General features: G+C 67.1%; 21 protein-coding genes. 14 read left to right on the top strand and 7 right to left on the bottom strand.

The window, feature by feature from the left end:
• Window positions 1–188: 188 nt before the first annotated feature.
• Window positions 189–851, bottom strand: coding sequence for a GntR family transcriptional regulator (locus AR540_RS21530; protein ID WP_059231964.1), 663 nt, complete (start codon window positions 849–851; stop codon window positions 189–191).
• A gap of 254 nt (window positions 852–1,105) precedes the next feature.
• On the opposite strand from AR540_RS21530, the gene AR540_RS21525 reads away from it, so the two are divergent.
• Genes AR540_RS21525 through AR540_RS21505 form a run of 5 tightly spaced genes read left to right on the top strand, consistent with a single transcriptional unit; the run spans window position 1,106 to window position 7,271 of the window.
• Window positions 1,106–2,347: an NRAMP family divalent metal transporter gene (locus AR540_RS21525; RefSeq protein ID WP_059231962.1), complete on the top strand. Its 1,242-nt coding sequence runs from the start codon at window positions 1,106–1,108 to the stop codon at window positions 2,345–2,347.
• A gap of 15 nt (window positions 2,348–2,362) precedes the next feature.
• Window positions 2,363–3,133 carry a LamB/YcsF family protein gene (locus AR540_RS21520; RefSeq protein ID WP_059231960.1) on the top strand — a complete coding sequence of 257 codons (771 nt, stop codon included), beginning with the start codon at window positions 2,363–2,365 and terminating at the stop codon, window positions 3,131–3,133.
• On the top strand, window positions 3,130–3,936 hold the full coding sequence (locus AR540_RS21515) for a putative hydro-lyase (protein WP_059231958.1): 807 nt from the start codon (window positions 3,130–3,132) through the stop codon (window positions 3,934–3,936). Before AR540_RS21520 ends, AR540_RS21515 begins: the two co-directional genes overlap by 4 nt.
• A gap of 9 nt (window positions 3,937–3,945) precedes the next feature.
• Window positions 3,946–5,550, top strand: coding sequence for a 5-oxoprolinase/urea amidolyase family protein (locus tag AR540_RS21510; RefSeq protein ID WP_059231956.1), 1,605 nt, complete (start codon window positions 3,946–3,948; stop codon window positions 5,548–5,550).
• Window positions 5,547–7,271 carry an acetyl/propionyl/methylcrotonyl-CoA carboxylase subunit alpha gene (locus AR540_RS21505; protein WP_059231954.1) on the top strand — a complete coding sequence of 575 codons (1,725 nt, stop codon included), beginning with the start codon at window positions 5,547–5,549 and terminating at the stop codon, window positions 7,269–7,271. Before AR540_RS21510 ends, AR540_RS21505 begins: the two co-directional genes overlap by 4 nt.
• Before the next feature lie 309 nt (window positions 7,272–7,580).
• Here the strand turns inward: AR540_RS21505 and trpE are convergent, their stop codons facing one another.
• The 3 genes from trpE to rpe all read right to left on the bottom strand — a co-directional run bounded on the left by trpE (window position 7,581) and on the right by rpe (window position 10,654).
• Window positions 7,581–9,059: an anthranilate synthase component I gene (trpE, locus tag AR540_RS21500; RefSeq protein WP_059231952.1), complete on the bottom strand. Its 1,479-nt coding sequence runs from the start codon at window positions 9,057–9,059 to the stop codon at window positions 7,581–7,583.
• Window positions 9,060–9,299: 240 nt separating this feature from the next.
• On the bottom strand, window positions 9,300–9,980 hold the full coding sequence (locus AR540_RS21495) for a phosphoglycolate phosphatase (protein WP_059231951.1): 681 nt from the start codon (window positions 9,978–9,980) through the stop codon (window positions 9,300–9,302).
• Window positions 9,977–10,654 carry a ribulose-phosphate 3-epimerase gene (gene rpe / locus AR540_RS21490; RefSeq protein WP_059231948.1) on the bottom strand — a complete coding sequence of 226 codons (678 nt, stop codon included), beginning with the start codon at window positions 10,652–10,654 and terminating at the stop codon, window positions 9,977–9,979. Before rpe ends, AR540_RS21495 begins: the two co-directional genes overlap by 4 nt.
• A 221-nt stretch (window positions 10,655–10,875) precedes the next feature.
• Between rpe and AR540_RS21485 the strand changes: the two genes are divergently transcribed.
• Complete coding sequence (locus AR540_RS21485) at window positions 10,876–11,880, top strand: DUF3530 family protein (RefSeq protein WP_065242559.1); 1,005 nt, start codon at window positions 10,876–10,878, stop codon at window positions 11,878–11,880.
• On the opposite strand, the gene AR540_RS21480 is transcribed toward AR540_RS21485, so the two are convergent.
• Genes AR540_RS21480 through AR540_RS21470 form a run of 3 tightly spaced genes read right to left on the bottom strand, consistent with a single transcriptional unit; the run spans window position 11,855 to window position 14,300 of the window.
• Window positions 11,855–12,619 (bottom strand): DnaJ domain-containing protein, encoded by a 765-nt coding sequence (locus AR540_RS21480; protein WP_059231946.1) that lies wholly within the window; start codon window positions 12,617–12,619, stop codon window positions 11,855–11,857. The two genes, AR540_RS21485 and AR540_RS21480, sit on opposite strands and share 26 nt — an antisense overlap.
• Window positions 12,616–13,281, bottom strand: a complete 666-nt coding sequence (gene murU / locus AR540_RS21475) for an N-acetylmuramate alpha-1-phosphate uridylyltransferase MurU (RefSeq protein ID WP_059231944.1) — start codon at window positions 13,279–13,281, stop codon at window positions 12,616–12,618. The genes AR540_RS21480 and murU overlap by 4 nt, the downstream gene beginning before the upstream one ends.
• A complete protein-coding gene (locus AR540_RS21470; protein WP_059231942.1) occupies window positions 13,278–14,300 on the bottom strand; it encodes an aminoglycoside phosphotransferase family protein in 1,023 nt (340 codons plus the stop codon). Before AR540_RS21470 ends, murU begins: the two co-directional genes overlap by 4 nt.
• Before the next feature lie 119 nt (window positions 14,301–14,419).
• Here AR540_RS21470 and AR540_RS21465 point away from each other — a divergent pair, with 119 nt between their 5' ends.
• From AR540_RS21465 to AR540_RS21430, 8 genes are all read left to right on the top strand, one after another.
• Window positions 14,420–17,224, top strand: coding sequence for an LPS-assembly protein LptD (locus AR540_RS21465; RefSeq protein ID WP_059231940.1), 2,805 nt, complete (start codon window positions 14,420–14,422; stop codon window positions 17,222–17,224).
• A complete protein-coding gene (locus AR540_RS21460) occupies window positions 17,205–18,500 on the top strand; it encodes a peptidylprolyl isomerase (RefSeq protein ID WP_059231939.1) in 1,296 nt (431 codons plus the stop codon). The genes AR540_RS21465 and AR540_RS21460 overlap by 20 nt, the downstream gene beginning before the upstream one ends.
• A 50-nt stretch (window positions 18,501–18,550) precedes the next feature.
• On the top strand, window positions 18,551–19,546 hold the full coding sequence (gene pdxA, locus AR540_RS21455) for a 4-hydroxythreonine-4-phosphate dehydrogenase PdxA (RefSeq protein ID WP_059231937.1): 996 nt from the start codon (window positions 18,551–18,553) through the stop codon (window positions 19,544–19,546).
• 291 nt (window positions 19,547–19,837) lie between these two features.
• Complete coding sequence (gene rsmA / locus AR540_RS21450) at window positions 19,838–20,629, top strand: 16S rRNA (adenine(1518)-N(6)/adenine(1519)-N(6))-dimethyltransferase RsmA (RefSeq protein WP_059231936.1); 792 nt, start codon at window positions 19,838–19,840, stop codon at window positions 20,627–20,629.
• 36 nt (window positions 20,630–20,665) lie between these two features.
• Complete coding sequence (gene apaG / locus AR540_RS21445; protein ID WP_059231934.1) at window positions 20,666–21,052, top strand: Co2+/Mg2+ efflux protein ApaG; 387 nt, start codon at window positions 20,666–20,668, stop codon at window positions 21,050–21,052.
• 8 nt (window positions 21,053–21,060) lie between these two features.
• Window positions 21,061–21,882: a symmetrical bis(5'-nucleosyl)-tetraphosphatase gene (locus tag AR540_RS21440; RefSeq protein ID WP_059231932.1), complete on the top strand. Its 822-nt coding sequence runs from the start codon at window positions 21,061–21,063 to the stop codon at window positions 21,880–21,882.
• Entirely contained in the window at window positions 21,879–22,205 is a 327-nt protein-coding gene (gene glpE / locus AR540_RS21435; protein ID WP_059231930.1) for a thiosulfate sulfurtransferase GlpE, read from the top strand. Before AR540_RS21440 ends, glpE begins: the two co-directional genes overlap by 4 nt.
• A gap of 599 nt (window positions 22,206–22,804) precedes the next feature.
• Window positions 22,805–24,727 (top strand): PrkA family serine protein kinase, encoded by a 1,923-nt coding sequence (locus AR540_RS21430; RefSeq protein WP_059231928.1) that lies wholly within the window; start codon window positions 22,805–22,807, stop codon window positions 24,725–24,727.
• Window positions 24,728–24,754: the final 27 nt, after the last annotated feature.

Below are 24,754 nucleotides of genomic sequence, written 5' to 3'. Positions count from 1 at the left end.
GGCCGGGGGCTGGAACGACAAGGCGGGCCGGACGTACCGGCAGGGGGATGTCAGGCGCGCCAGCGCCAACGGGCGTGGGCCTTGAAGAGAGGCATCGAGAGGGCGGCGCTGCAGGTCACGGGATGGATTCCGACGTGGTTCTCTCCGCACAGTAGCCCAGCCGGCGGTCCGGCGCAACCGCTGGCGGCTCAGCTCCCGAGTCGACCATAGGCCGCCAGCACGGTCCGCTCGGACTGCACCAGGTAGCTTTCCAGTGCCGCCGTGGCCTCGATGGGTTTGCCCCCCTCCAGCAGCTCGATGATGGCGACGTTCATCTCCAGGTAGGGGGCATGGAGGAATTCCGGATCCTTGAGCAGGCCGAAGGCCAGCCGCAACTCGGCGGAGAGCTGATCGTAGAAGGCCGATAGTCGCGGGCTGTCGGCCAATTCGACGATGGCGGCGTGGAAAGCCATGTTGGCGGTGCCCACCGCGACCCAGTCCTGGGCCGCACGCGCGTGCTGGGCCGCCGTGACCGCCTCACGCATGCGCAACGCGCCGGGATGGCGCGGATAGGCCTGAGCCAGCGCCTGGCACTCGATGAAGCGCCGTACCCGGTAAATGTCGATGATCGAAGCCATGTCGGGTACGCAGACGAACACCCCGCGATTGGGTTCGTGCTTGAGCAAGCCCTCCTGAGTCAGCACCCGGAAGGCCTCGCGCAGGGTATTGCGGGAGATCTCCAGGCGCTCCGCCAGCGCCGCTTCGGACAGGCGTTGGCCAGGCTTGAGCTCGCCCTCCACCAGCTGGCGGCGGATCTCCGCGGTCACGGACTCGCCGAGGGTACGGGCATTGTCGGGCACAGGGGTCTTCATGGATGTTCCGAGGCAGGCAGACGCGGTGCGATGGTGTCCGAGGGCGAAGGCTTAGGCAAGAAAAGCTGGCACCTGCGCACCAGGAGGTAGCACTTTTGAGTGGATGAGTAACAAAGTGGTGCAAATAAAAGAACCATGAACATATTTTTGTTGAACAATAAATCCATGTAAAACCTACAAATACTGCCTTTTGTCCACGAGTGGCACAGAGGTTGCGTCGGCCGGAGCATGACCTCTCGTCCAGGAACGCCGCCGTGACCCAGACCGCCCATGCCGCCAACGCTTTTGCCAAGGATCGCCGAGCCTCTCTGATCGCCGCCATCTTCCTGATGGCCACCTCGGCCATCGGCCCCGGTTTCCTCACCCAGACCGCCACCTTCACCGCCAAACTGGGTGCCGCCTTCGCCTTTGGCATCCTCGCCTCCATCCTCATCGACTTCGTGGTGCAGCTGAACGTCTGGCGCATCGTTGCCCTGACCCGCATGCGCGCCTCGGACATCGCCAACGCGGCCATTCCCGGCAGCGGCTATCTGCTGGCGGTACTGGTGATCTCCGGCGGCCTGGTGTTCAGCCTGGGCAATATCGCCGGCGCTGGCCTTGGCCTGAATGCCTTGCTCGGCCTCGATCCGGCCTGGGGTGGTGCTCTCAGCGCGCTGGTAGCGATCGGCATCTTCCTGTCGCACCGCGCCGGCGTGGCCATGGATCGCATCATGGTGGTGCTCGGCGTGTTCAAGGTGGCGCTGATCGTGATCGCCTGCTTCGCCTCCCATCCGCCCGTGGGCGAGGCCCTGCGCCAGACGATCTTCCCGGACGTCCTGGACTTCGCCGCCATCACCACCATCGTCGGCGGTACCGTCGGTGGCTACATCACCTACGCCGGTGCCCACCGCCTGCTGGACCGCGGCACCGTCGGCGTGGAAAACCTCGAGGCGGTCTCCAAGGCTGCGCTCAGCGGCATCCTGGTCACCGGTATCGCCCGCTACGTGCTGTTCCTGGCGATCTTCGGGGTAGTCGCCAGCGGCGTGGTGATCGACGTCTCCGGCCAGGCCGCCAACCCGGCCGCCCAGGCCTTCGACGCCAGTCTCGGCGAATACGGTCTGCGCGTGTTCGGCCTGATCCTCTGGGCCGCCGGCATCAGCAGCATCATCGGCGCCTCCTACACCTCCATGACCTTCATTACCGTGTTCTCCAGGAACATCACCGAACGGGCCCGCAACCTCTGCACCGTGGTCTTCGTACTGATCGCCCTGGCTATCTATTTGCTGATCGGCAAGCCGCCGGCCGCCCTGCTGGTATTCGCCGGTGGCTTCAACGGCCTGATCCTGCCGCTCGGCCTGACGTTGTTCATGTACGTCGGCTGGCGCCGTTCCGACCTCATGGAGGGCTACCACTACCCCCGCTGGCTGCTGGTACTCGGCGTACTCACCTGCCTGCTGTCGTGGTACATGGCGGTCAAGTCCGCCGGCCCCATCTTCGCCCTGCTCAACGCCGCCTGATCCCGGGAGCCCCCTATGCCGACCATCGATCTGAACAGCGACCTGGGCGAAAGCTTCGGCCAGTGGCAGATGGGCGACGATGCCGCCATGCTCGACATCGTCACCAGCGCCAACATCGCCTGCGGGTTCCACGCCGGAGATCCCGCCGGCATCCTGCGCACCCTGCAGGCGGCTGCCGCCAAGGGCGTGGCGGTGGGCGCCCACGTCGCCTATCCCGACCTGGTGGGCTTCGGCCGGCGCAACCTGGACATTGCCAGCGACGAGCTGACCGCCGACGTGCTCTACCAGATCGGTGCCCTTCAGGCCCTGGCGCGCGCCACCGGGACCCGGGTGAGCTACGTCAAGCCGCACGGCGCCCTGTACAACACCATCGCCCAGGACGAACGCCAGGCCCGGGCGGTGATCGCCGCCCTGCGCCAGCTGGACGAAGGCCTGGTGCTGGTCTGCCTGGCCGGCTCGCCGCTGCTCGGCTGGGCGCGTGCCGCCGGCCTGACCTGCGTGGCCGAGGCCTTCGCCGATCGCGCCTATACGCCGGAGGGCACGCTGGTCTCGCGACGCCTGCCCGGCGCGGTGCTGCACGATGCCGAACTCGTCGCCCAACGCATGCTGCGCCTGGTGCAGGACGGCGTGGTGGAAGCCATCGACGGCAGCCTGACGCCCATCGCGGCCGACTCCATCTGCGTCCACGGCGACAGCCCCGGCGCGGTGGACATGGCCCGCGCCCTGCGTCGCCATCTCGAACTCGCCGGGGTCACGCCCCGCGCCTTCACGGAGGTCCACCCATGAATCCGCTCAAAGCCGCCCAGGACGCCGCCATCGCCGCCGCCCGCGAGGCCCGTACCCGCTACCGCGCTGGCCTGGTCGCCCCCAGCGCCGGCGTCGCCCCCGGCATGACCCAGGCCAATCTCATCGCCCTGCCACGCGACTGGGCCTACGACTTCCTGCTCTATGCCCAGCGCAATCCCCAGGCCTGCCCGGTGCTGGACGTCACCGACGCCGGCAGCTATGCCACGCCATTGGCCGAGGGCGCCGACCTGCGCACCGACCTGCCGCTGTATCGCGTCTGGCGCGATGGCGTGCTGGTGGAGGAAGTCGCCGACGGCCGCGCCGCCTGGGCCGAGCATGCGGACCTGGTGACCTTCCTGATCGGCTGCAGCTTCACCTTCGAGACCGGCCTGCTGGAAGCCGGCATCGAGATCCGTCACATCACCGACGGCTGCAACGTGCCCATGTACCGCACCAACCGCGCCTGCCGTCCGGCGGGCCGCCTACATGGCGAGATGGTGGTGTCCATGCGGCCCATTCCCGCCGAGCGGGTCGCCGAGGCGGCCACCATCACCGCCCGCTACCCGGCGGTGCACGGCGCCCCGGTCCACATCGGCGAGCCGGCGCGGCTGGGCATCGCCGACCTGGCGCGGCCGGACTTCGGCGATGCGGTGCGCGTCGAGCCGGGGGAGATCCCGGTGTTCTGGGGTTGCGGCGTCACTCCCCAGGCGGCGGTCATGGCCTCCAAGGTGCCCTTCGCCATCACCCATGCGCCCGGCCATATGTTCATCACCGATGTGCCCGACCGCACCTATCACGTCTAGGAGAAGCCCTTGCGTTTTCTGCCCGTCAACCTGGATGCGCTGCTGGTGGAGCTGGCCGATCTCGACGAGACCCTGGCCCTGTTCGACGCCCTGCAGGCCCGGCCGCTGCCCGGGATCGAGGAGATCGTCCCGGCGGCCCGCACCCTGCTGGTCCAGTTCCGCCCCAGCGCCCTGAAAGCGACCGACCTGGTCGACCATATCGCCGCCCTGCCCCTCGACGGCGGTGGCCGCGAGGCCGGCAAGCTCGTCGAGATCCCGGTGCACTACAACGGCGAGGACCTGGACGAGGTGGCCCGGCTGCTCGGCCTGAGCGTGGCCGAGGTGATCCGCCGCCATACCGGCAGCGACTACCAGGTGGCCTTCTGCGGCTTCGCCCCGGGCTTCGGCTATCTCAGCGGCGGCCCGGGCTTCCAGGTGCCGCGGCGCCCTTCGCCGCGTACCCGGGTGCCGGCCGGTTCGGTGGCCATCGCCGGCGGGTTCGCCGCCGTCTATCCCCAGGCCAGTCCCGGTGGTTGGCAACTGCTGGGGGTGACGCCCCTGCACCTCTGGGACCTGTCGCGCCCGGAGCCGGCGCTGTTGCGCCCCGGCTACCGGGTGCGCTTCCGCGATGCCGGCCCGCTGCCCGCGGGTGGCCTGCCCGAGGCGCCGCTCGCGGCACCCACCGCGCCAGTCACCGCGGACTATCTGGAAATCCTCAGCCCCGGTCTGCGCACCCTGCTGCAGGACCTCGGTCGCCCGGGCCAGACCGGCCAGGGCGTCTCCGCCTCCGGCGCCCTGGATCGCGGCGCCCTGCGTGCAGCCAATCGCGCGGTGGGCAACGAACCTGGCAGCGGCTGCCTGGAAATCCTGCTGGGCGGCTTCAGCTGCCTCTGTCACGGCCAGGCCCTGGTCGCCGTCACCGGCGCTCCAGCCCCCCTGGAAGTGCTCACCCGCGCCGGACGCCGGCTGCAGCCAGCACCCTACCAGCCCTTCCTTCTGGAAGACGGTGACCGCCTCAGCCTGGGCAGTCCGCCGGCGGGGCTGCGCAGCTACCTGGCACTGCGCGGCGGCTTCGCCGTGGCACCGGTACTGGGCAGCCTGGCGTTCGATACCCTGGCCAACGTCGGCCCGGCGCCCCTGGCCGCTGGCGATCGCCTGGGCTTCCATCCCTTGGTCGGCGGCGCCGCCGTGTCCTGTAGCGAAAGGCCGCCCGTGACGCTGCCCAGCGCCGACCAAGAGGTGGTGCTCGATGTGGTCCTCGGTCCGCGTAGCGACTGGTTCACTCCGGCCGCACTGGAAACGCTGGCCAGGCAGAGCTGGCGCGTCACGCCCCAGTCCGACCGGGTCGGCATTCGCCTGGCTGGCGAGACGCCCCTGGAGCGCCAGGTATCCGGCGAGCTGCCCAGCGAAGGCACCGCCCTGGGTGCCATCCAGGTGCCGCCCAATGGCCAGCCGGTGCTGTTCCTGGCCGACCATCCGCTCACCGGCGGCTATCCGGTGATCGGCGCCGTCGCCAGCCACCATCTGGACCTGGCCGGGCAAATCCCGGTCGGTGCCCGTATCCGCTTCAATCCGCTGGGCCCCTTCGCCGAACTGCGCCCCAGCGCTTCTCCCGCTGCCGAGAACATCCGATGAAAAAAGTCCTGATCGCCAACCGCGGCGAGATCGCCGTCCGCATTGTCCGCGCCTGCCGTGACTACGGTGTGGCCTCGGTAGCCGTCTACGCCGACGCCGACTTCGACGCCCTGCACGTGCACCTGGCCGACGAGGCCCATGGCCTGGATGGCCAGCGCCCGGCCGAGACCTACCTGGACATCGCCAAGTTGCTGGACGTGGCCCGCCGCGCGGGCGCCGATGCCGTCCACCCCGGCTACGGGTTCCTGTCCGAGCGCGCCGACTTCGCCCGGGCGGTGCAGGCGGCCGGCCTGATCTGGATCGGCCCGGACCCGGACACCATCGATGCGCTGGGCGACAAGGTGCAGGCCCGGCGCATCGCCCTGGGCGTCGGCGCCCCCCTGGTGGCCGGCACCGAGGACCCGGTGAGGGGCGCTGCCGAGGTGCTGGCCTTCGCCGAGGAGCACGGCCTGCCCATCGCCATCAAGGCGGCCTTCGGCGGCGGTGGACGCGGCCTCAAGGTGGCCTGGCGCCTGGACGAAGTGGCCGAGCTGTACGACTCGGCGGTCCGCGAGGCCACTGCCGCCTTCGGCCGGGGCGAATGCTTCGTCGAACGCTTCCTCGACCGCCCGCGGCACATCGAAGCCCAGGTCCTGGCCGACCGCCATGGCCGGGTCGAGGTAGTGGGCACCCGCGACTGTTCGCTGCAACGCCGCAACCAGAAACTGGTGGAAGAGGCGCCCGCGCCCTTCCTGGACGACTCCCTGCGCCAGCGCATCCACGCCTCCGCCCGCGACATCTGCGCCGCCGCCCGCTACGTCGGCGCTGGCACCGTGGAATTCCTGCTGAGCCAGGACGGCACCCTGTCCTTCCTGGAGGTCAACACCCGCCTGCAGGTGGAGCACCCGGTCACCGAGGAAACCAGCGGCCTGGACCTCGTGGTCGAGCAACTGCGCATCGCCGACGGCCTGCCGCTGTCCTTCGGCGAGGTACCGGCGCCGCGCGGGCACAGCTTCGAATTCCGCATCAACGCCGAGGACCCCGGTCGTGGCTTCCTGCCCACCCCGGGTCCCATCACCGCCTTCCGCGCCCCCAGCGGTCCTGGCATCCGCCTGGACAGCGGCGTGGCGACCGGCTCCCAGGTGGCGCCCAACTTCGACTCCATGGTCGCCAAGCTGATCGTCACCGGCGCCACCCGCGAGCAGGCCATCGCCCGCGCCCGCCGTGCCCTGGCGGAGTTCAGCGTGGAAGGCGTGGCTACGGTACTGCCCTTCCACCAGGCGGTGATGGCCCACGCCGACTTCACCGGTGCGGCCTTCGCCGTGCATACCCGCTGGATCGAGACGGTGTTCGCCGAGCAGATCGCCCTGGCGCCACGCAGCGAACCGGCGAACGATGGCGTGCTGCGCACCTTCGTCGAGATCGACGGCCGTCGCCACGCCCTCGGCCTGCCCAGCGCCCTGCTGCGCGGCCTGGCGATGAGCGTCCCGGCAGGCGAAGAGATGGCGGCCACGCCGTCCACGGACGCCAATGCCGTCACCACCCCGGTGGCGGGCAACCTGCACGCCTGGACGGTGGAGAACGGCGCCGCGGTCGCAGCTGGCCAGGTGGTGGCGGTGATGGAGGCGATGAAGATGGAAACCCAGGTCCTCGCCCCGCGCGCCGGGCGTCTGGCGATCACCCAGGCGGCCGGAGACTACCTGGCGGCTGGGGCCGTCCTGGGGCGGATCGAAGAGGCTTAGCGAGAGGACCTCAGGCGAGGGACCTATAGCGGCCACGGGCCCCTCCTACAGCGGTTGACGCTTTGTAGGAGCAACTGTCTTATCGCCTGAGTCACTGAAGACGAGCGTCCGCTCCAAGCGCCCCCTCTCCCTTCGGGAGAGGGCTGGGGTGAGGGAATCCTGCGCGGCGAACTCACCCGTGGAAAAGGCTGCGCCGTTTTCCACACTACGACCTGTAGGAGCGGCCCGTGGCCGCGATCAGCAAAGCACCGGAGTCTTTCAGGAGCGGCCGCATCGGCGTACCGCCATGGCCGCGATCCCCGCGCGCCCCTAGACCTTGCCTTCCGCCAGCTTCACCGCGCGGAACATGGCGCGTCTCTTGTTGAGGGTCTCTTCCCACTCCGCCGCCGGCTGGGAATCGGCGACGATGCCGCCGCCCGCCTGCACGTGCAGCTCGCCGTCCTTGATCACCGCGGTGCGGATGGCGATGGCGGTATCCATGTTGCCGTTCCAGGCCAGGTAGCCCACGGCACCGCCGTAGATGCCACGCTTGACCGGCTCCAGTTCGTCGATGATCTCCATGGCGCGGATCTTCGGCGCCCCGGACAGGGTACCGGCCGGCAGGATGGCACGCAGGGCGTCCATGGCGCTCAGCTCGGGCTTGAGGCGGCCGGTGACGTTGCTGACGATGTGCATCACGTTGGAATAGCGCTCGATGACCATCTTCTCGGTCAGGGTCACGCTACCGGTGGCGGAGACCCGACCGACGTCGTTGCGGCCCAGGTCGATCAGCATCAGGTGCTCGGCCAGTTCCTTGGCGTCGGCCAGCAGGTCGCGCTCCAGCGCCAGATCGGCCTCTTCGGTGGCCCCGCGCGGGCGCGTACCGGCGATGGGGCGTACGGTGATCTCGCCGTCCTCCACCCGCACCAGCACCTCGGGCGAGCTGCCGACCACATGGAAATCGCCGAAGTTGAAGAAGTACATGTAGGGCGTGGGGTTGAAGCAGCGCAGCGCCCGGTAGAGGTCGATGGGCGCGGCCTGGAAATCGATGGTCATGCGCTGCGAGGGCACCACCTGCATGCAGTCGCCGGCCAGGATGTAGTCCTTGATCCGCGCCACGGCATTCTCGTAGTCGTCACGGCTGTAGCTGGAGCGGAACGCCGGCTCGCCGGGGACCTGCATGGCGGCGAAGTCCAGGCCCAGCCGGGGCGCGATGGGCTGGCGGATACGCTCGCGCAGCGCGGCCAGGCGTGCCTGGCCCTGCTCGTAGGCCTCCGGCTGGGCCGGGTCCACCAGCACGATGCAGTGCAGCTTGCCGGCGAGGTTGTCGAAGACCACCACCTCGTCCGACACCATCAGCAGGATGTCCGGCGTGCCCAGCGGATCGGGATTGGGCGAGGCGCCCAGGCGTTTTTCCACGTAACGCACGCAGTCATAACCGAAGTAACCCACCAGACCACCATCGAACTTGGGCAGATTGGGCACCACCGGCACGCGATAGCGGGTCTTGAAGGTCTCGACGAAGGCCAGCGGGTCCTCGACGGTACAGGCCTCGAGTTGCCGCTCGCCCGCGTGCACGGTCACCTGGTAGCCGTGCACGCGCAGCAACGTCCGGCACGGCAGGCCGATGATCGAATAGCGCCCCCACTTCTCACCGCCCTGTACCGACTCCAGCAGATAGGAATTGGGGGCATCGGCCAGCTTGAGATAGAGGGACAGCGGGGTATCGAAGTCGGCCAGGGTTTCGAAGGCCAGGGGAATGCGGTTATAGCCTTGAGCGGCCAGGCGCAGGAAGTCGTCGCGGGTCATGATCAGCCTCGTGGCGAGGAAAAACGAAAGGTCGGGTGCACAGCGCGCCGGTCAAATACCGGCCAGGACGAAATCAGGCGCGCCAGCGCCAACGGGCCAGGGCCTTGATGACTTTCATCCATGCTCGCGAGGAGCCTGTGCGGGTGACCACCACGATGCGATCTCTTGCTCTTGGGCGGGTAGAGCGGTCACGTTAGCCTAGCCGGCGCGGCATGGCAACCGGCCGGCTCGGGGCAGGTCCTAGATGAACAGCTCGCGCAGGTCGTCGATGACCAGATCCGGTCTCTCGTTGGCGATGGGCTCGCCATGGTTGTAGCCGTAGCTCAGGGCCACACAGGGCACCCCGGCAGCGCGGGCGGCGCGGATGTCGTTACGCGAATCGCCGATGAACAGCGCCTGGTCGGCGGACACCTGCGCCTGGGCCATCACTCGCAGCAGGCCGGCTGGATCGGGCTTCTGTTGCGGCAAGGTATCGCCACCAATGATCCAGTCGAATTCGCCCAGGCCCATGTCGGCCAGCAGCGGCGCCACGAAGCGCTCCGGCTTGTTGGTGATCACCGCCAGGCGCACGCCCAGGGTGCGCAGCAGCGCCAGGCTGTCCTGCACGCCGGGATAGACGCGAGTCAGGGCATGGCTGCCGCCATAGAGCTCCATGAACAGCGCCAGGGCCTCGTCGGCGGCGGCATCGTCCACCGCGGCATGCGCCATGTCGTCGGCCAGGGCGCGACGTACCAGCACCCGGGCGCCGTTGCCGATCCACAGCCGCACCTTGGCCAGTCCGGCCGGCGGGCGGCCCAGGCGTTCGAGCATGGCGTCCACCGCCGCTGCCAGGTCCGGCGCGGAATCCAGCAGGGTGCCGTCGAGGTCGAACATCACCAGCGCGGGCGGATGTCCGCCACCGAGCCGCACCAGCGCGCTCATACCGACTGGGCCTTGGCCAGCTCGGCGCGCATCGCCTGGATCACCGCGGCATAGTCTGGCTGGCCGAAGATGGCCGAGCCGGCGACGAAGGTGTCGGCCCCGGCGCGGGCGATCTCGCCGATGTTCTTGACGTTGACCCCACCATCGATCTCCAGGCGGATCGGCCGGCCCGAGGCGTCGATCAGGGCGCGGGCCTCGCGCAGCTTGTCGAGGGTACCGGGGATGAAGGTCTGGCCGCCGAAGCCGGGGTTGACGCTCATCAGCAGCACCATGTCGATCTTGTCCATCACGTACTTCAGGGCATCCAGCGAGGTGGCCGGGTTGAACACCAGGCCAGCGCGGCAGCCACCATCCTTGATCAGTTGCAGCGAGCGGTCGATGTGCTCGGACGCCTCGGGATGGAAGGTGATGTCGGTGGCACCGGCCTCGATGAAGTCGCCGATGATGCGATCCACCGGCTTGACCATCAGGTGCACGTCGATGGGCGCGGTCACCCCGTAGTTGCGCAGCGCCTTGCACACCATCGGGCCAATGGTGAGGTTGGGCACGTAGTGGTTGTCCATCACGTCGAAATGGACCATGTCGGCACCGGCGGCGAGGACCTTGTCGACTTCCTCGCCCAGGCGGGCGAAATCGGCGGACAGGATCGAGGGAGCGATGGCGAAGGGTTGCATGGGATAGCCTCGGCGAAGGTTAAGTGGCGGCATTGTAACGGAGATCCGCGCGCCGCTAAGAGCCTGCGCAAAGGCTCACGAGCTAGGCATTTTCAACGCCGTTTGGCCGGCGCGCGGCAGTCTTTGACCAGGCTCTAGGCGTTCCTGCTGCCGCGACGGGCCGAACGGCGGTAGTCTCGCCAGGGTCAACACCCCGCGTCCCTCGAACAGGATTCCGCCCGATGTCGTTTGCCCCGTTGCCGCTTCGCCTGCTCCTGCTACTCGGCCTGGCCATGCCGGTCCTGGCCGAGGAGACGCCCACCCCGCCCGCCGAGGCGCCCGCGGCTGTCGTCGCGCCCGCACCGGAGCGTAGCCAGGAACAGCAGCAGGCGCTGATGCGGCAACTGCCCGCCGAGCAGCAGAAGACCCTGCAGGCCGGCGACGAATCCTTTCTCGCCCTGTTGCTGCCGGCGGCCCGCGCCAAGGCCACCGGCACGGTGATCCTGGTCCCGGGCGACGGCGAATCGGCCGACTGGCCCAATGTGATGGCACCGGTGCGCCAGCAACTGCCCACCTTTGGCTGGCAAACCATCGCCCTGAGCCTGCCCGACCCCTACGATCCCGTGGTGGCGATCGAGCGGGATACCGCACCGGCGGACACCGACGCCCAGGCCAACAGCGAGCAGACGCCACCCCCGGTGACCGGCGGCACCGGCACGGCGCCCACGGCGCCGACGCAGGCCGAAGCCGGTAGCGGCGAACCGGCCCAGGCAGCGGTCGCCCCGGTCGATCCCGAGGCCGCAGCCAATGCCCAGGCCACGCGCGTACTGGCGCGCATCGCCGCCGGTATCGATCTGGCACTGCAGCAGGGCGCCGGACACATCGTGCTGGTCGGCCACGGCACCGGCGCCTACTGGGCCGCCCGTTATTTGGCAGAAAAGGAACCGGCCGAGGTCAAGCAACTGGCGCTGATCGATGGCCGCGAACCCCAGGGCCTACCCGCACGGCTGGACGCCACCATGGGCAAGACCGACCTGCAGATCGCCGACCTGGTACATGCTCCGGGGCCGGCCGCCCAGCGCCGCAAGGAGCGCGCGGCGCAGAAGGCCAACAAGAATTATCGCCAGATCGAACTGCCGGTCATCCCCGGCGATCGCGCAGCGGAGCAGGAACAGACCGTCCGCCGCCTGCGCGCCTGGCTGGATCGCCTGCCCCCGGCGGCTAGCGGAAGCCCCGACGCGTCTTGATCAGCTGATAGGCGGCATGCAGCTCGGCGGTGCGCTGGGCCGCGGCATAGACCGCCGACTGGGCCGCGCCGGCTCCCGCCTTCTTGTCCGGATGATGGCGACTGAGCAGGCGTCGATAGGCCTGCTTGACGGTGGCGGCATCGGCATCCTCGGTGACGCCGAGCAGTTGCAGGGCCTGGCGGTACTTCTCGTCATTGACGGGCTGTCGCGGCGCCGTCGGCACCGGCGGCTGCAGGGCCAGCACCTGGGCTTCGGCCAGCCCCATCGTCTGCCCCCAGCCGAGGATCTCGTCGCGATCGCCAGGGCGCACGCTGCCACTGATCCAGACCATGCGCCAACAGGCGCGCAGGATGGGTTCCGCGCGCTCGCTGAGGTGCTGCAATTCGACCGCCGACGGCAAGGTCCCGCCCTTGCCTTCCTCGAAGGCAGCAATGGCGCGCCGGCGGTCGTCGGTGCTCAAGCCCAGCCGCTCGATCTCGCCTTCGGCCTGGCGGATGTGGGCGGTGAGCACGCGACCGCCGCGCTTGGCCAGGCGCCCGAGCATCTGGAATTGCGCGCGGTGCTCGAAGCGACCGGGCCGCCCTCGCCAACGGGCCTTCCAACCCGCCACGGAGGTCAACCCCAACTGGCGCTCCCCCGCATGGGCGAGCAACGCCACCAGCAGCGCGCCCGGGATGCTGGCGACGGCCCAGCCGGCCAGGAAGCCCAGCAGCGTCAGTGGCCAGAACCAGAGCTTCAAGAGGCGGTCCCGAACAGCGACTCCGCTTCCGCCAGACGCTCCAGGGTGCCCACGTCGACCCAGCGCCCCGGCCAGCGCTCGCCGGAGACGCGCCCCGCCGCGATGGCCGGGCGCAGGACGTCCACCAGCTTGAAGGCCCCGGCCGCGCAGCCGGCGAACAGCTGCGGATGCAGCACGGCGATACCGCTGTAGGTGAAGCGTGGAGCGGTCTCCAGACTGATCCGCCCCTCCAGCAGACCGAAATCGCCCTCCGGATGATGGGCCGGGTTATCGACCAGCACCAGGTGTGCCAGGCAGTCCGCCGGCAATGCCAGGCTGCCGAAGTCGAAATCGGTACGGATGTCGCCGTTGACCAGTACGAAGGGCGCGCTGCCCAGCAACGGCAAGGCGCGGAAGATGCCGCCCCCGGTCTCCAGCGGCTCACCCTCGGCGGAGAAGCGGAGGGCAACGCCCAACCGGCGGCCATCGCCGAGCGCTGCCTCCAACTGATCGCCCAGCCAGGCGTGGTTGATCACCAACTCGGTGATACCGGCCGCGGCCAGCGCCAGCAGGTGGTGCTCGATCAGCGGCCGACCGTTCACCTCGATCAGCGGCTTGGGCCGGGTCAGGGTCAGCGGCCGCATCCGCTCACCCTTGCCAGCCGCCAGGATCATGGCCTTCATGCCTCGCCCCGCTCGGCGTGCAACTCGTCGAGCAGCGCGCCCAGGTCGGCCAGCTCAGGCCGCCGCGCCACCACGGTGCGGATATAGGCGAGAAAGCGCGGGGTATCGGCGACATAGCGCGGCTTGCCGTCGCGATGCCAGATACGGGCGAAGATGCCCATCACCTTGAGATGACGCTGCACGCCCATGAGGTCCGAGGCTCGCTGGAAGTCGGCGAACTCGGCCTGCACCGGCACCCCGGCGGCACGCGCCTGCTCCCAGTAGCCCAGCAGCCAACGCTGCACCAGCGGCTCCGGCCAACTGAGGAAGGCATCCTTGAACAGGCTGGTGATGTCGTAGGTGACCGGCCCGATGACCGCATCCTGGAAATCCAGCACGCCCGGATTGGGAGTGCTGAGCATCAGATTGCGCGGCATGAAGTCCCGATGGACCAGCACCTGGGGCTGTGCCAGGGCGCTGTCGATCAGCAGGCGGCAGATGGCCTGCCAGCGCTCGCGTTGCGTCTCGCTGAGACTCGTATCGAGTTCGCGGCCGACGTACCACTCGGGAAACAGCGCCAATTCCCGCGCCAGCAGAGCCTCATCGTAGAGCGGCAGACTGCCGTTCGTCGGCTGCTTGCGCTGAAAGGCCAGGAGCGCCTCGATGGCAGCCGCGAAATAATCGTCGGCGTTCGCCGCGTTGATCACCTCCAGGTAGGTGAGCTGGCCGAGGTCGCTCAGCAGCAGGAAACCACGCTCCAGATCCTGGGCCAGGATGCGCGGTACGTGCACCCCGGCAGCGGCCAGCAGCGCAGCCACCCGCACGAAGGGACGGCAGTCCTCCTGCGGCGGCGGGGCGTCCATCACGATCAGGCTGCGCCCTTCGCCCGCCCAGCGGAAATAGCGGCGGAAACTGGCATCGCTGCTGGCCGCGGTCAGGCTGCCGGACGGCACCTCGCCCCAGGCCTGCTCCCGGAAAATTTCCGGCAAAACGGTAGCCAGCCAGTCTTCTATCTGGTTTAAGCGAACATCTTCAGTCATTTACAGCGGATCCCCCGGCCCTAGCCGATGCGCAGGTCATGTTTTATTATCCGCTATCTTTTTGAGCCCATCGAGAGGCCGCGGCCCCTTAATGGCTGGCGTGCAGGACGACTTTAAGGATGGCCGTGAAAACCCCCGCGTTTCGCAGAAAATTTCCCCTCTTGGTAACCGGCAGCCTGCTCGCCATGCAGCCCGTCACCGCCCTGATCGCCGCGCCCGCCGAGCAGTTCAACTGTAGTGCCGGTGCCGGCGGTGGCTGGTCGTGCAACACCCAGGCCCCGGCAGCGGCGCTACCGCCTCGCCCGAGCAAGGGCGAGACCACGGGTGTCGCGGCGCAGCCCGCCGCGCGCAGAGGCGACGACGCCGTGCTGGTGACCGAGAGCAAGGGCCGCGCCCTGAAGTCCCGTAGCGCCGACTACAGCCACCTGGACTGGGTCCCGCGTGATCGGCTCACCCCGGCCCAGTTGGCCGAGACCGCGCCCTATTGCAGCGGCGCCTACGTCGAGCCGGTGCGTCCGGGCATGTACGACGACACCCCGACCGCCAAGGCCCCCACCTATGTTTCCGCCAAGGCCTCGCGCTACGAGCAGGAACAGCAGGTGGCCACCCTCGCCGGTGACGTGGTCCTGCGCCAGGGCGGCATGCAGGTGGAGTCCCAGGAAGCCAACCTGCACCAGCTGGAGAATCGCGGCGAGCTCAAGGGCAACGTCAGATTCCGCGACAACGGCCTGCTGATGGTCGGCGACAAGGCCGACATGCAGCTGGACAACGGCCAGGTCCAGGTCGACAACGCCGAATTCGTCATGCACCAGAACCATGCCCGCGGCAGCGCGCTCTACGCCAAGCGCGGCGACGACGCCATCATTCGCTTGAAGGACGGCACCTACACCACCTGCGAACCGGGCAGCAACGCCTGGCAGGTCAAGGGCAACACCGTCACCCTGAACCCGGCGACGGGCCTGGGCTACGCGACCAACGCCACGCTGCGGGTGAAGGACATCCCGGTCCTCTACACGCCGTTCATCTATTTCCCGATCGACGATCGTCGGCAGTCCGGCTTCCTGGCGCCCTCGATCAGCACCTCCAGCGATACCGGCTTCGCGATCACCACGCCCTACTACTTCAACCTGGCGCCCAACTACGACGCCACCCTCTATCCGCGCTTTATGGCCAAGCACGGCCTGCAGACCGAGGGCGAGTTCCGCTACCTGACCCGCAGCAGCGAAGGCCAGGTCTACGGCTCCTATCTCAAGGACAGCGATCCCGAGCACGAGGGCGAACCGGAAGCCACCGACAACCGCTGGCTGTACGGCTGGAAGAATCGCAGTGGCCTGGATTCGCGCCTGATGGCCGAGGTGGACTACACCCGCATCAGCGACCCCTACTACTTCCAGGACCTGGACACCGACCTCGGCATCAACAAGCCGACCTACGTCAACCAGCAGGGCCGTCTGACCTACCGCGGCGACACCTTCACCGCCGCGCTGAACGCCCAGGCCTACCAGCTGGCGACGGTCTCCGACGTGACGCCCTACAACCGCCTGCCGCAGCTGACCCTGACCGGCGCCCTGCCCTACAACCCGGGCGGCCTGGACTTCACCTACGACACCGAGGCGGTGCGCTTCACCCGCAGCTTCGACGACAACACCTACTTCGACCTGGACGACAACGGCAATCGCACCAACGTGCGCAACCGTCCCGACGTCAACCTGTTCGGCCTGACCCGCGCCGAAGGTGATCGCTACCACGTGGAGCCGGGCATCGCCCGCCCGATGACCGCGTCCTGGGGCTTCCTGACGCCGTCGCTGCGCTACGCCTACACCCGCTACGACCTGGATCTGGACAGCACCGGTCAGAACGATCTGAACTCGCCACTGGTTGGGGGCGGCCGCCGCGCCTCCGCCGGCTCCAGCCTGACCAGCTTCAACGACAGCCCGACCCGTTCGGTGCCGATCTTCAGCCTCGACAGCGGCCTCTACTTCGACCGTACCTCGAACCTGTTCGGCGAAGGCGGCAAGCAGACCCTGGAACCCCGTGCCAAGTACCTCTACGTCCCCTATCGCGACCAGGACGACCTGCCGGTATTCGACACCGGCGAATACACCTTCAGCTATAGCTCGCTGTGGCGCGACAACCGCTTCACCGGTCGCGACCGCATTGGCGATGCCAACCAGTTGGCCCTGGGTGCCACCAGCCGCTTCATCGAGCCCAGTGGCTTCGAACGCGCCAACGTGAGTTTCGGCCAGCTGTTCTACTTCCGCGATCGCGACGTGCAGTTGCCCGGCTTGACCAAGGATGACCTGGCCTACGCCCGTAGTATCGGCCAGAACCTCGACAACCCCCAGGCCACCACTTCGCGCTCGCCCTATGCCCTCGCGGGCATGTATCGCTTCAACCGCGACTGGCGCGTGAACGGCGAGTACAACTGGGATCCGGCCCTGCACCAGACGGATTCCGGCAGCGTCATGTTCCACTACCAGCCGGAAGCCCAGCCGGGCAAGGTGCTGAACGTCGGCTATCGCTATCGGGACAACGTCCGGGTGTTCGATCCGAACCTCGGCCGCTTCACCTACAACAGCGACGACTACAAGATCGACCAGCACGACATCTCCTTCATCTGGCCGATCGTGCCCCAGTGGTCGGCCATCGCCCGCTGGCAGTTCGACTACAACAAGAGCCGTACCCTGGAAGCCTTCGGTGGCTTCGAATACGACAACTGCTGCTGGAAGCTGCGCCTCATCAGCCGCTACTGGCTCAAGAGCGAAGACGACGTCTTCTACACCGCCCAGAGCTCCGAAGCCGATCGCGGAATCTTCCTGCAGATCGTGCTCAAGGGGCTCGGCAACGTCTTCGGCGGCAAGACCGAAGGCTTCCTGGACAGAGGCATTCAAGGCTATCGTGAACGTGAAGACCAAGCTATGTAACGCCCTGCGCCCGCTCGCCCTGGGCGCAGCGCTCGCTCTTACCCCCCTGGCTCAGGCTGCCGTGGTACCGCTGGACAAGGTCGTGGCCATCGTCGACAACGACGTGGTCATGCAGAGCCAGCTCGATCAGCGTCTCAACGAGGTCAAGCAGAACATCACCCGCCGCGGCGCGGCGGCACCGCCGGAAAGCGAGCTGCGTCAGCAGGTACTCGAACGTCTGATCCTGGAAGACATCCAGCTGCAGCTGGCCGGGCGCATGGGCGTGAAGATCTCCGACGACGAACTCAACCAGGCCGTCGCCACCATCGCCCAGCGCAATGGCCTGAGCGTGGCCGAGTTCCGCCAGGCCCTGGCCCGCGATGGCCTTTCCTACGATGCGGCCCGCGAACAGGTCCGTCGCGAGATGATGATCAGCCGGGTGCGTCAGCGCCAGGTCGGCCAGCGCGTGCAGGTCACCCAGCAGGAAGTGCAGAACTTCCTCGCCTCGGACCTGGGCAAGCTGCAGCTCTCCGAAGAGTATCGGCTGGCCAACATCCTCATCCCGGTGGCGGATAACGCCGGCACCGCGGGCCTCGACGCCGCCGCACGCCAGGCCCAGGACACCTACAACCAGCTGCGTCAGGGCGCCGACTTCAACCAGCTGGCCATCGCCCGCTCGGCCGGCGACAACGCCCTGGATGGCGGCGAGATCGGTTGGCGCAAGGCTGCCCAGTTGCCGCCGCCCTTCGACCGCCTGATCGGCAGCGTCGGTGTCGGTGGCATCACCCAGCCGGTGCGCGTACCCGGCGGCTTCGTGATCCTCAAGGTGGAAGAGAAGCGCGGTGGCGAGGCGAGCATCGTCGACGAAGTCCATGTCCGCCACATCCTGCTCAAGCCCAACGCGGTGCGCAGCGATGCCGAGACCCAGCGCCTGGCCGCACGGCTGCGCGAGCGCATCCAGAACGGCGAGGATTTCGCCACCCTGGCCAAGAGCTTCTCGGAAGATCCGGGTTCGGCGCTCAATGGCGGTGACCTGGGCTGGATCAACCCGGAGTCCCTGGTCCCGGAATTCCGCGAGGTCATGAACAACTCGCCGGTCAACCAGCTGTCACAGCCGTTCCGTACCTCCTTCGGCTGGCACATCCTGGAAGTCCTGGGCCGTCGGGCCACCGACAACACCCAGCAGGCTCGCGAACAACAGGCGCTGAATCTCCTGCGTAATCGCAAGTACGACCAGGAGCTGCAGACCTGGCTGAGACAGATCCGCGACGAAGCCTACGTCGAGATCAAGCAGTAACCCCAAGGCCGCAGGTGTCCCCTGCGGCCTTTCTGTTTCAGGAGCTGTGCATGGTCCTGCGCTTTGCCCTCACCCCCGGTGAACCCGCCGGTATCGGCCCCGATCTCTGCCTGCTGCTCGCCCGGGACGCCCAGCCCCACGCCCTGATCGCCATCGCCAGTCGCGACCTGCTGGCCGCGCGCGCCGCCGAACTGGGCCTCGTCATCGACCTGATCGCGGTATCCCCGGTCGCCTGGCCCGACAACCCGGCGCCAGCCGGCACCCTCTATGTCTGGGATACCCCACTGGGCGCGCCCGTGGTCACCGGTCAGCTCGATACCGCCAACGCCGCCTATGTGCTGGAAACCCTGGCCCGTGCTGGCCAGGGCTGCCTGGACGGCACCTTCGCCGGCATGATCACCGCGCCGGTGCACAAGGGTGTGATCAACGACGGCGGCGTGGCCTTCTCCGGCCACACCGAATTCCTCGCCGAACTGACCGGTACCCCCCAGGTGGTGATGCTGCTGGCGACCGAGGGCCTGAGGGTCGCCCTGGTCACCACCCACCTGCCGCTGCGTGAGGTGGCCGATGCCATCGATCGCCAGACCCTGCTGGACGTGACCCGCATCCTCGACGGCGACCTGCGTCGCTATTTCGGCATCGCCCGGCCGCGCATCCTGGTCTGCGGCCTCAATCCCCATGCCGGCGAAGGCGGTCACCTGGGCCGTGAAGAGATCGAGATCATCGAGCCAGCCCTGGCGACCCTGCGCACCGAAGGCCTCGACCTCGTCGGGCCGCTACCCGCCGATACCCTCTTCACCCCCAAGCACCTCGCGCACTGCGACGCGGTCCTGGCCATGTACCACGACCAGGGCCTGCCGGTGCTCAAGCACAAGGGTTTCGGCGCCGCGGTCAACGTGACCCTGGGCCTGCCGATCATCCGCACCTCGGTCGACCACGGCACCGCCCTGGACCTGGCCGGCAGCGGCCGGATCGACACCGGCAGCCTCGAGGTCGCCCTCGACACCGCCTATGCCATGGCAGCTCATCGCCGCTCGGCGACCTGAGAGACCGTTCGGAACCTCGCGAGCCAGGGCCAAAAGAGACCCAGGCGGCCCCACGAAAACACCTGCGGAAGCGGATCGGACTCGCGAGCGAGTCTACGCGAGGGACATGAGCATTCCCGACGGGGCCGCCCAGGTGGAGCTGGCCTTCCAAGGTCTTTTCAACGCCGTTTGGCCGACGCGCAGCAGGTCATGAACTGGCGCTGAGCGCTCCGGAGGCGGTAAAGGGTCTGCTAAACTGGCGGGTCTTTGCCGTCTTGAATCGCAGGCCCGGCGCCTGCGCCGGAGCACCTGATGACCGAGCTCTACCAACACCGCGCCCGCAAGAGGTTCGGCCAGAATTTCCTGCACGACGCTGGCGTGATCCATCGCATCCTGCGTGCCATCCATGGGCGCCCCGGCGAGCGGCTGCTGGAAATCGGGCCGGGCCAGGGCGCCCTGACCGAGGGCCTGCTGAGCAGCGGTGCCCACCTCGACGTCATCGAGCTGGACCAAGACCTGATCCCGCTGCTCAGGCTCAAGTTCGGTCTCAATCCGCTGTTCACCCTGCACCAGGGTGACGCCATGAAATACGATCTCTCCAGCATCGCCAATGGCGATCGCCTGCGGGTCGTGGGCAACCTGCCCTACAACATCTCCACGCCGCTGATCTTCCACCTGCTCAGCTTCGCCGACATCATCGCCGACATGCACTTCATGCTGCAGAAGGAAGTGGTGGAGCGTCTGGCCGCGGTGCCAGGGAACGGTGATTGGGGACGGCTGTCGATCATGGTGCAGTACCACTGCCGCGTGGAGCACCTGTTCAACGTCGGTCCCGGCGCCTTCAATCCGCCGCCCAAGGTGGATTCGGCCATCGTGCGCCTGGTGCCCCACACCGAGCGACCGCACACGGCCCGCGATCCAGCGCTGCTGGAACGCGTGGTACGCGAGGCCTTCGGCCAGCGCCGCAAGACGCTCCGGAACACCCTCAAGGGCACCCTGGACAGCGCTGCCATCGAGGCGGCCGACGTCGACCCCGGCCTGCGGCCCGAGCAACTGGACCTGGCCGCCTACGTGCGCCTGGCCAACCAGTTGGCGTCCAACTGAAGTCCTATCCAACCCGTATTCGCAGAGAGCCTTCTCGTGACCGAGTCCGATCCGCGCTACCTCATCACCGTGCAGGTCACCACCCGCTACCTGCCCGAGCAATCCAGTGCCAGCCAGGAGCGCTACGCCTTCGCCTACGACGTGCGCATCCGCAACGACGGCAGCCTGCCGGCGCAACTGCTCAGCCGCCACTGGATCATCACCGACGGCAATGGCGAGGTACAGGAAGTCCGCGGCCCGGGCGTGGTGGGTGAGCAGCCCCTGATCGCGCCGGGCGAGACCCACAGCTACTCCAGCGGCACCCTGATGCCCACCCAGGTGGGCAGCATGAGCGGCAGCTACCAGATGGTCGCCAGCGACGGCCATCCCTTCGAGGCTGCCATTCCCACCTTCCGCCTGGCCGTACCGGGCTCGCTACACTAGGACTGCCGATGACGCTGTACGCCGTGGGCGACCTCCAAGGTTGCCTCGACCCGCTCAAATGCCTCCTCGACGAGGTCCGCTTCGATCCCGCGCAGGACCGCCTCTGGCTGGTGGGTGATCTGGTCAACCGCGGACCTCAGTCGCTGGAAACCCTCAGATACCTGTATGCCCTGCGCGACTCGGTGGTGAGCGTGCTGGGCAATCACGACCTGCATCTCCTGGCGGTCGCCTTGGGCGGCGCCAAGCTGAAGAAGCAGGACACCCTGAGCGACATTCTCGCCGCGCCGGACCGCGATGAATTGCTGCACTGGCTGCGCCACCTGCCGCTGATCCAGCACGATGCCGACCGCAACTGTGTGCTGGTCCATGCCGGCCTGCCGCCGCAGTGGACGCTGAGCCAGGCCCTTGGCCTGGCCGGCGAGGTGGAAGCCGTGCTGCGCGACGACCAGGCCCATGTGCCTTTTCTCGAGCAGATGTATGGCAACGAACCGGCGCTCTGGCATGATGAGCTGCAGGGCCAGGAGCGTCTGCGCCTGATCACCAACTACCTGACGCGCATGAGATTCTGCAGCCCGGAAGGTCGTCTGGAATTCAAGAGCAAGGAAGGCCTGGACAGCGCGCCGGCCGGCTTCGCCCCCTGGTTCAGCCACGCACACCGGCTGACCCGCGACGTGCGCATCCTCTTCGGTCACTGGGCCGCGCTCAAGGGCCGCTGCGCAACGCCCAACGTCGAGGCGCTCGACAGCGGCTGCGTCTGGGGTGGCGACATGACCCTGCTCGACGTCGACGGCCAGCGCCGTCATCTCTGCAGTTGCAAGGAGAAGAAATGAGCGAATTCACCTGTATCTCCCCCGAACGCGCCCTCGAACTGCGCGATCAGGGCGCCCGCATCGTCGACATCCGTGATCCGCACAGCTACGCCAGCCTGCACGTGGCCGGGGCGCAACGCGTCGACAACCAGAACATCCACGACTTCATCGCCGCCGCCGATCTCGACGCGCCGCTGCTGGTGTTCTGCTACCACGGCCACTCCAGCCAGAGCGCTGCGGCCTTCTTCGCCGGCCAGGGCTTCAGCCAGGTCTATAGCGTCGACGGCGGCTTCGAGGACTGGCGCACCCGCTATCCCGACCAGACCGAAAGCGGTCAGGCCTGAGCCTATCCAATGGCTGCTGCGCGTCGGCCAAACCGCGTTGAAAAGACCTTCGGAATGCTCATTTACCACTCGTAAACTCGCGCGCGAGCCCGGTCCGCTTCCTCAGGTCTTTGATTCGCTAGCGCTCACCCTTCGGGCCAGCCGTTGGCTGTTACTCCCGTTGGTCGTTGCGCCTGGTTTGGCTCTGGCTCGCGAGCCTTTGGATAGGCTCTGAAGGCGCAAGCAGGCCGCATACCACAGGCGATTGACGCTGTCGTTACAAGAATAAACCGAATTGGCTCTTCCACATCTCGCAGATAGGACTATTCTGGAATCAGGCCCGTCGGAAACGTCGGGCTCGATAACCGGCTTTGGACCATCGGTGTAACCACTGGAGATTCGGGGGAATTCCAGGGGGACCGTCTCCATCGGTCTCCTTCGTGCGTCTCTCGAAACCCAACCCTACTCTGCAGGCGATAAGGATCGATCAGGCAAGACGACAGCGAAGGTAGTGCAGACGTAATCGTTCGTCGCCCGGCATGACCGCTTCCCACCGGCAGCAAGGCAAGGCTCCAGGCATCGATTCCAAGCTGGTCCAGGGTATCCAGCGAGGAGACGTCATGAGCATTTTCAGTCACTTCCAGGAGCGTTTCGAAGCGACTCGTCAGGAAGAGTATTCCCTTCAGGAATACCTTGAGATCTGCAAGAAGGATCGTACCGCCTTTGCCAGTGCCGCCGAGCGCATGCTCATGGCCATCGGCGAACCCGAGCTGGTGGATACCACCAGTGACTCGCGTCTATCCCGCATCTTTTCCAACAAGGTCATCCGTCGCTATCCTGCCTTTGCCGACTTCCATGGCATGGAAGACTGCATCGAGCAGATCGTGTCCTATTTCCGCCATGCGGCGCAGGGCCTGGAAGAGAAGAAGCAGATCCTCTATCTGCTCGGCCCGGTGGGTGGTGGCAAGTCGTCCCTCGCAGAGAAACTCAAGCACCTGATCGAGAAGGTCCCCTTCTACGCCATCAAGGGCTCGCCGGTGCTCGAATCGCCCCTGGGGCTGTTCAACCCGGACGAAGACGGCCAGATCCTCGAAGAGGACTACGGCATCCCTCGCCACTACCTGCGCAGCATCATGTCGCCCTGGGCGGCCAAGCGCCTGCAGGAATTCGGCGGTGACATCAGCAAGTTCAAGGTGGTCAAGCTCTACCCCTCCATCCTCAACCAGATCGCCATCGCCAAGACCGAACCGGGTGACGAGAACAACCAGGACATCTCCGCCCTGGTGGGCAAGGTGGACATCCGCAAGCTGGAGGAATACCCGCAGAACGACGCGGATGCCTACAGCTACTCCGGCGCCCTGTGCCGGGCGAACCAGGGCCTGATGGAATTCGTGGAGATGTTCAAGGCCCCGATCAAAGTCCTGCACCCCTTGCTGACCGCGACCCAGGAAGGCAACTACAACAGTACCGAAGGCCTCGGCGCCCTGCCCTACAGCGGCATCATCCTGGCCCACTCCAACGAATCCGAGTGGCACACCTTCCGCAACAACAAGAACAACGAAGCCTTCATCGACCGGATCTACATCGTCAAGGTGCCCTACTGCCTGCGCGTCTCCGACGAGATCCATATCTACGACAAGCTGCTGGTCAACAGCTCCCTGGCCAACGCCCACTGCGCGCCGGATACCCTCAAGATGCTGGCTCAGTTCTCGGTGCTCTCGCGCCTCAAGGAGCCGGAAAACTCCAACATCTACTCGAAGATGCGCGTCTACGACGGCGAGAATCTCAAGGACACCGATCCCAAGGCCAAGTCGATCCAGGAATACCGCGACAGCGCGGGCGTCGACGAGGGCATGAACGGTCTCTCCACCCGCTTCGCCTTCAAGATCCTCTCGCGGGTGTTCAACTTCGACGCCAACGAGGTAGCGGCCAACCCGGTGCACCTGCTCTATGTGCTGGAACAGCAGATCGAGGCCGAGCAGTTCCCGGCCGAGACCCGCGAGCGCTACATGAGATTCATCAAGGAATACCTGGCGCCGCGCTACGTGGAGTTCATCGGCAAGGAGATCCAGACCGCCTACCTCGAGTCCTACAGCGAATACGGCCAGAACATCTTCGACCGCTACGTGCTCTATGCGGACTTCTGGATCCAGGATCAGGAATACCGCGACCCGGAAACCGGCGAGATCCTCAATCGCGCTTCACTCAACGAGGAACTGGAAAAGATCGAGAAGCCGGCCGGCATCAGCAATCCGAAGGATTTCCGTAACGAGATCGTCAACTTCGTGTTGCGCGCCCGTGCCAACAATAACGGCAAGAACCCGAGCTGGCTGTCCTACGAGAAGCTGCGTGCGGTGATCGAGAAGAAGATGTTCTCCAACACCGAGGAGCTGCTGCCGGTCATCAGCTTCAACGCCAAGGCCAGCAAGGAAGACCAGCAGAAGCACAGCGACTTCGTTACCCGCATGGTCCAGCGCGGGTACACCGAGAAGCAGGTACGACTGTTGTCCGAGTGGTATTCACGGGTACGCAAGTCGCAGTAAGGCAGCCTGAGGCTGAACCCGCGACGG

Origin of the sequence: Pseudomonas sp. EpS/L25, from assembly GCF_001512295.1 — a bacterium.
GTDB lineage: Bacteria > Pseudomonadota > Gammaproteobacteria > Pseudomonadales > Pseudomonadaceae > Chryseomonas.
Note: the sequence above shows the minus strand (reverse complement) of the source record. Positions and strands in the feature narration are given on the sequence as shown.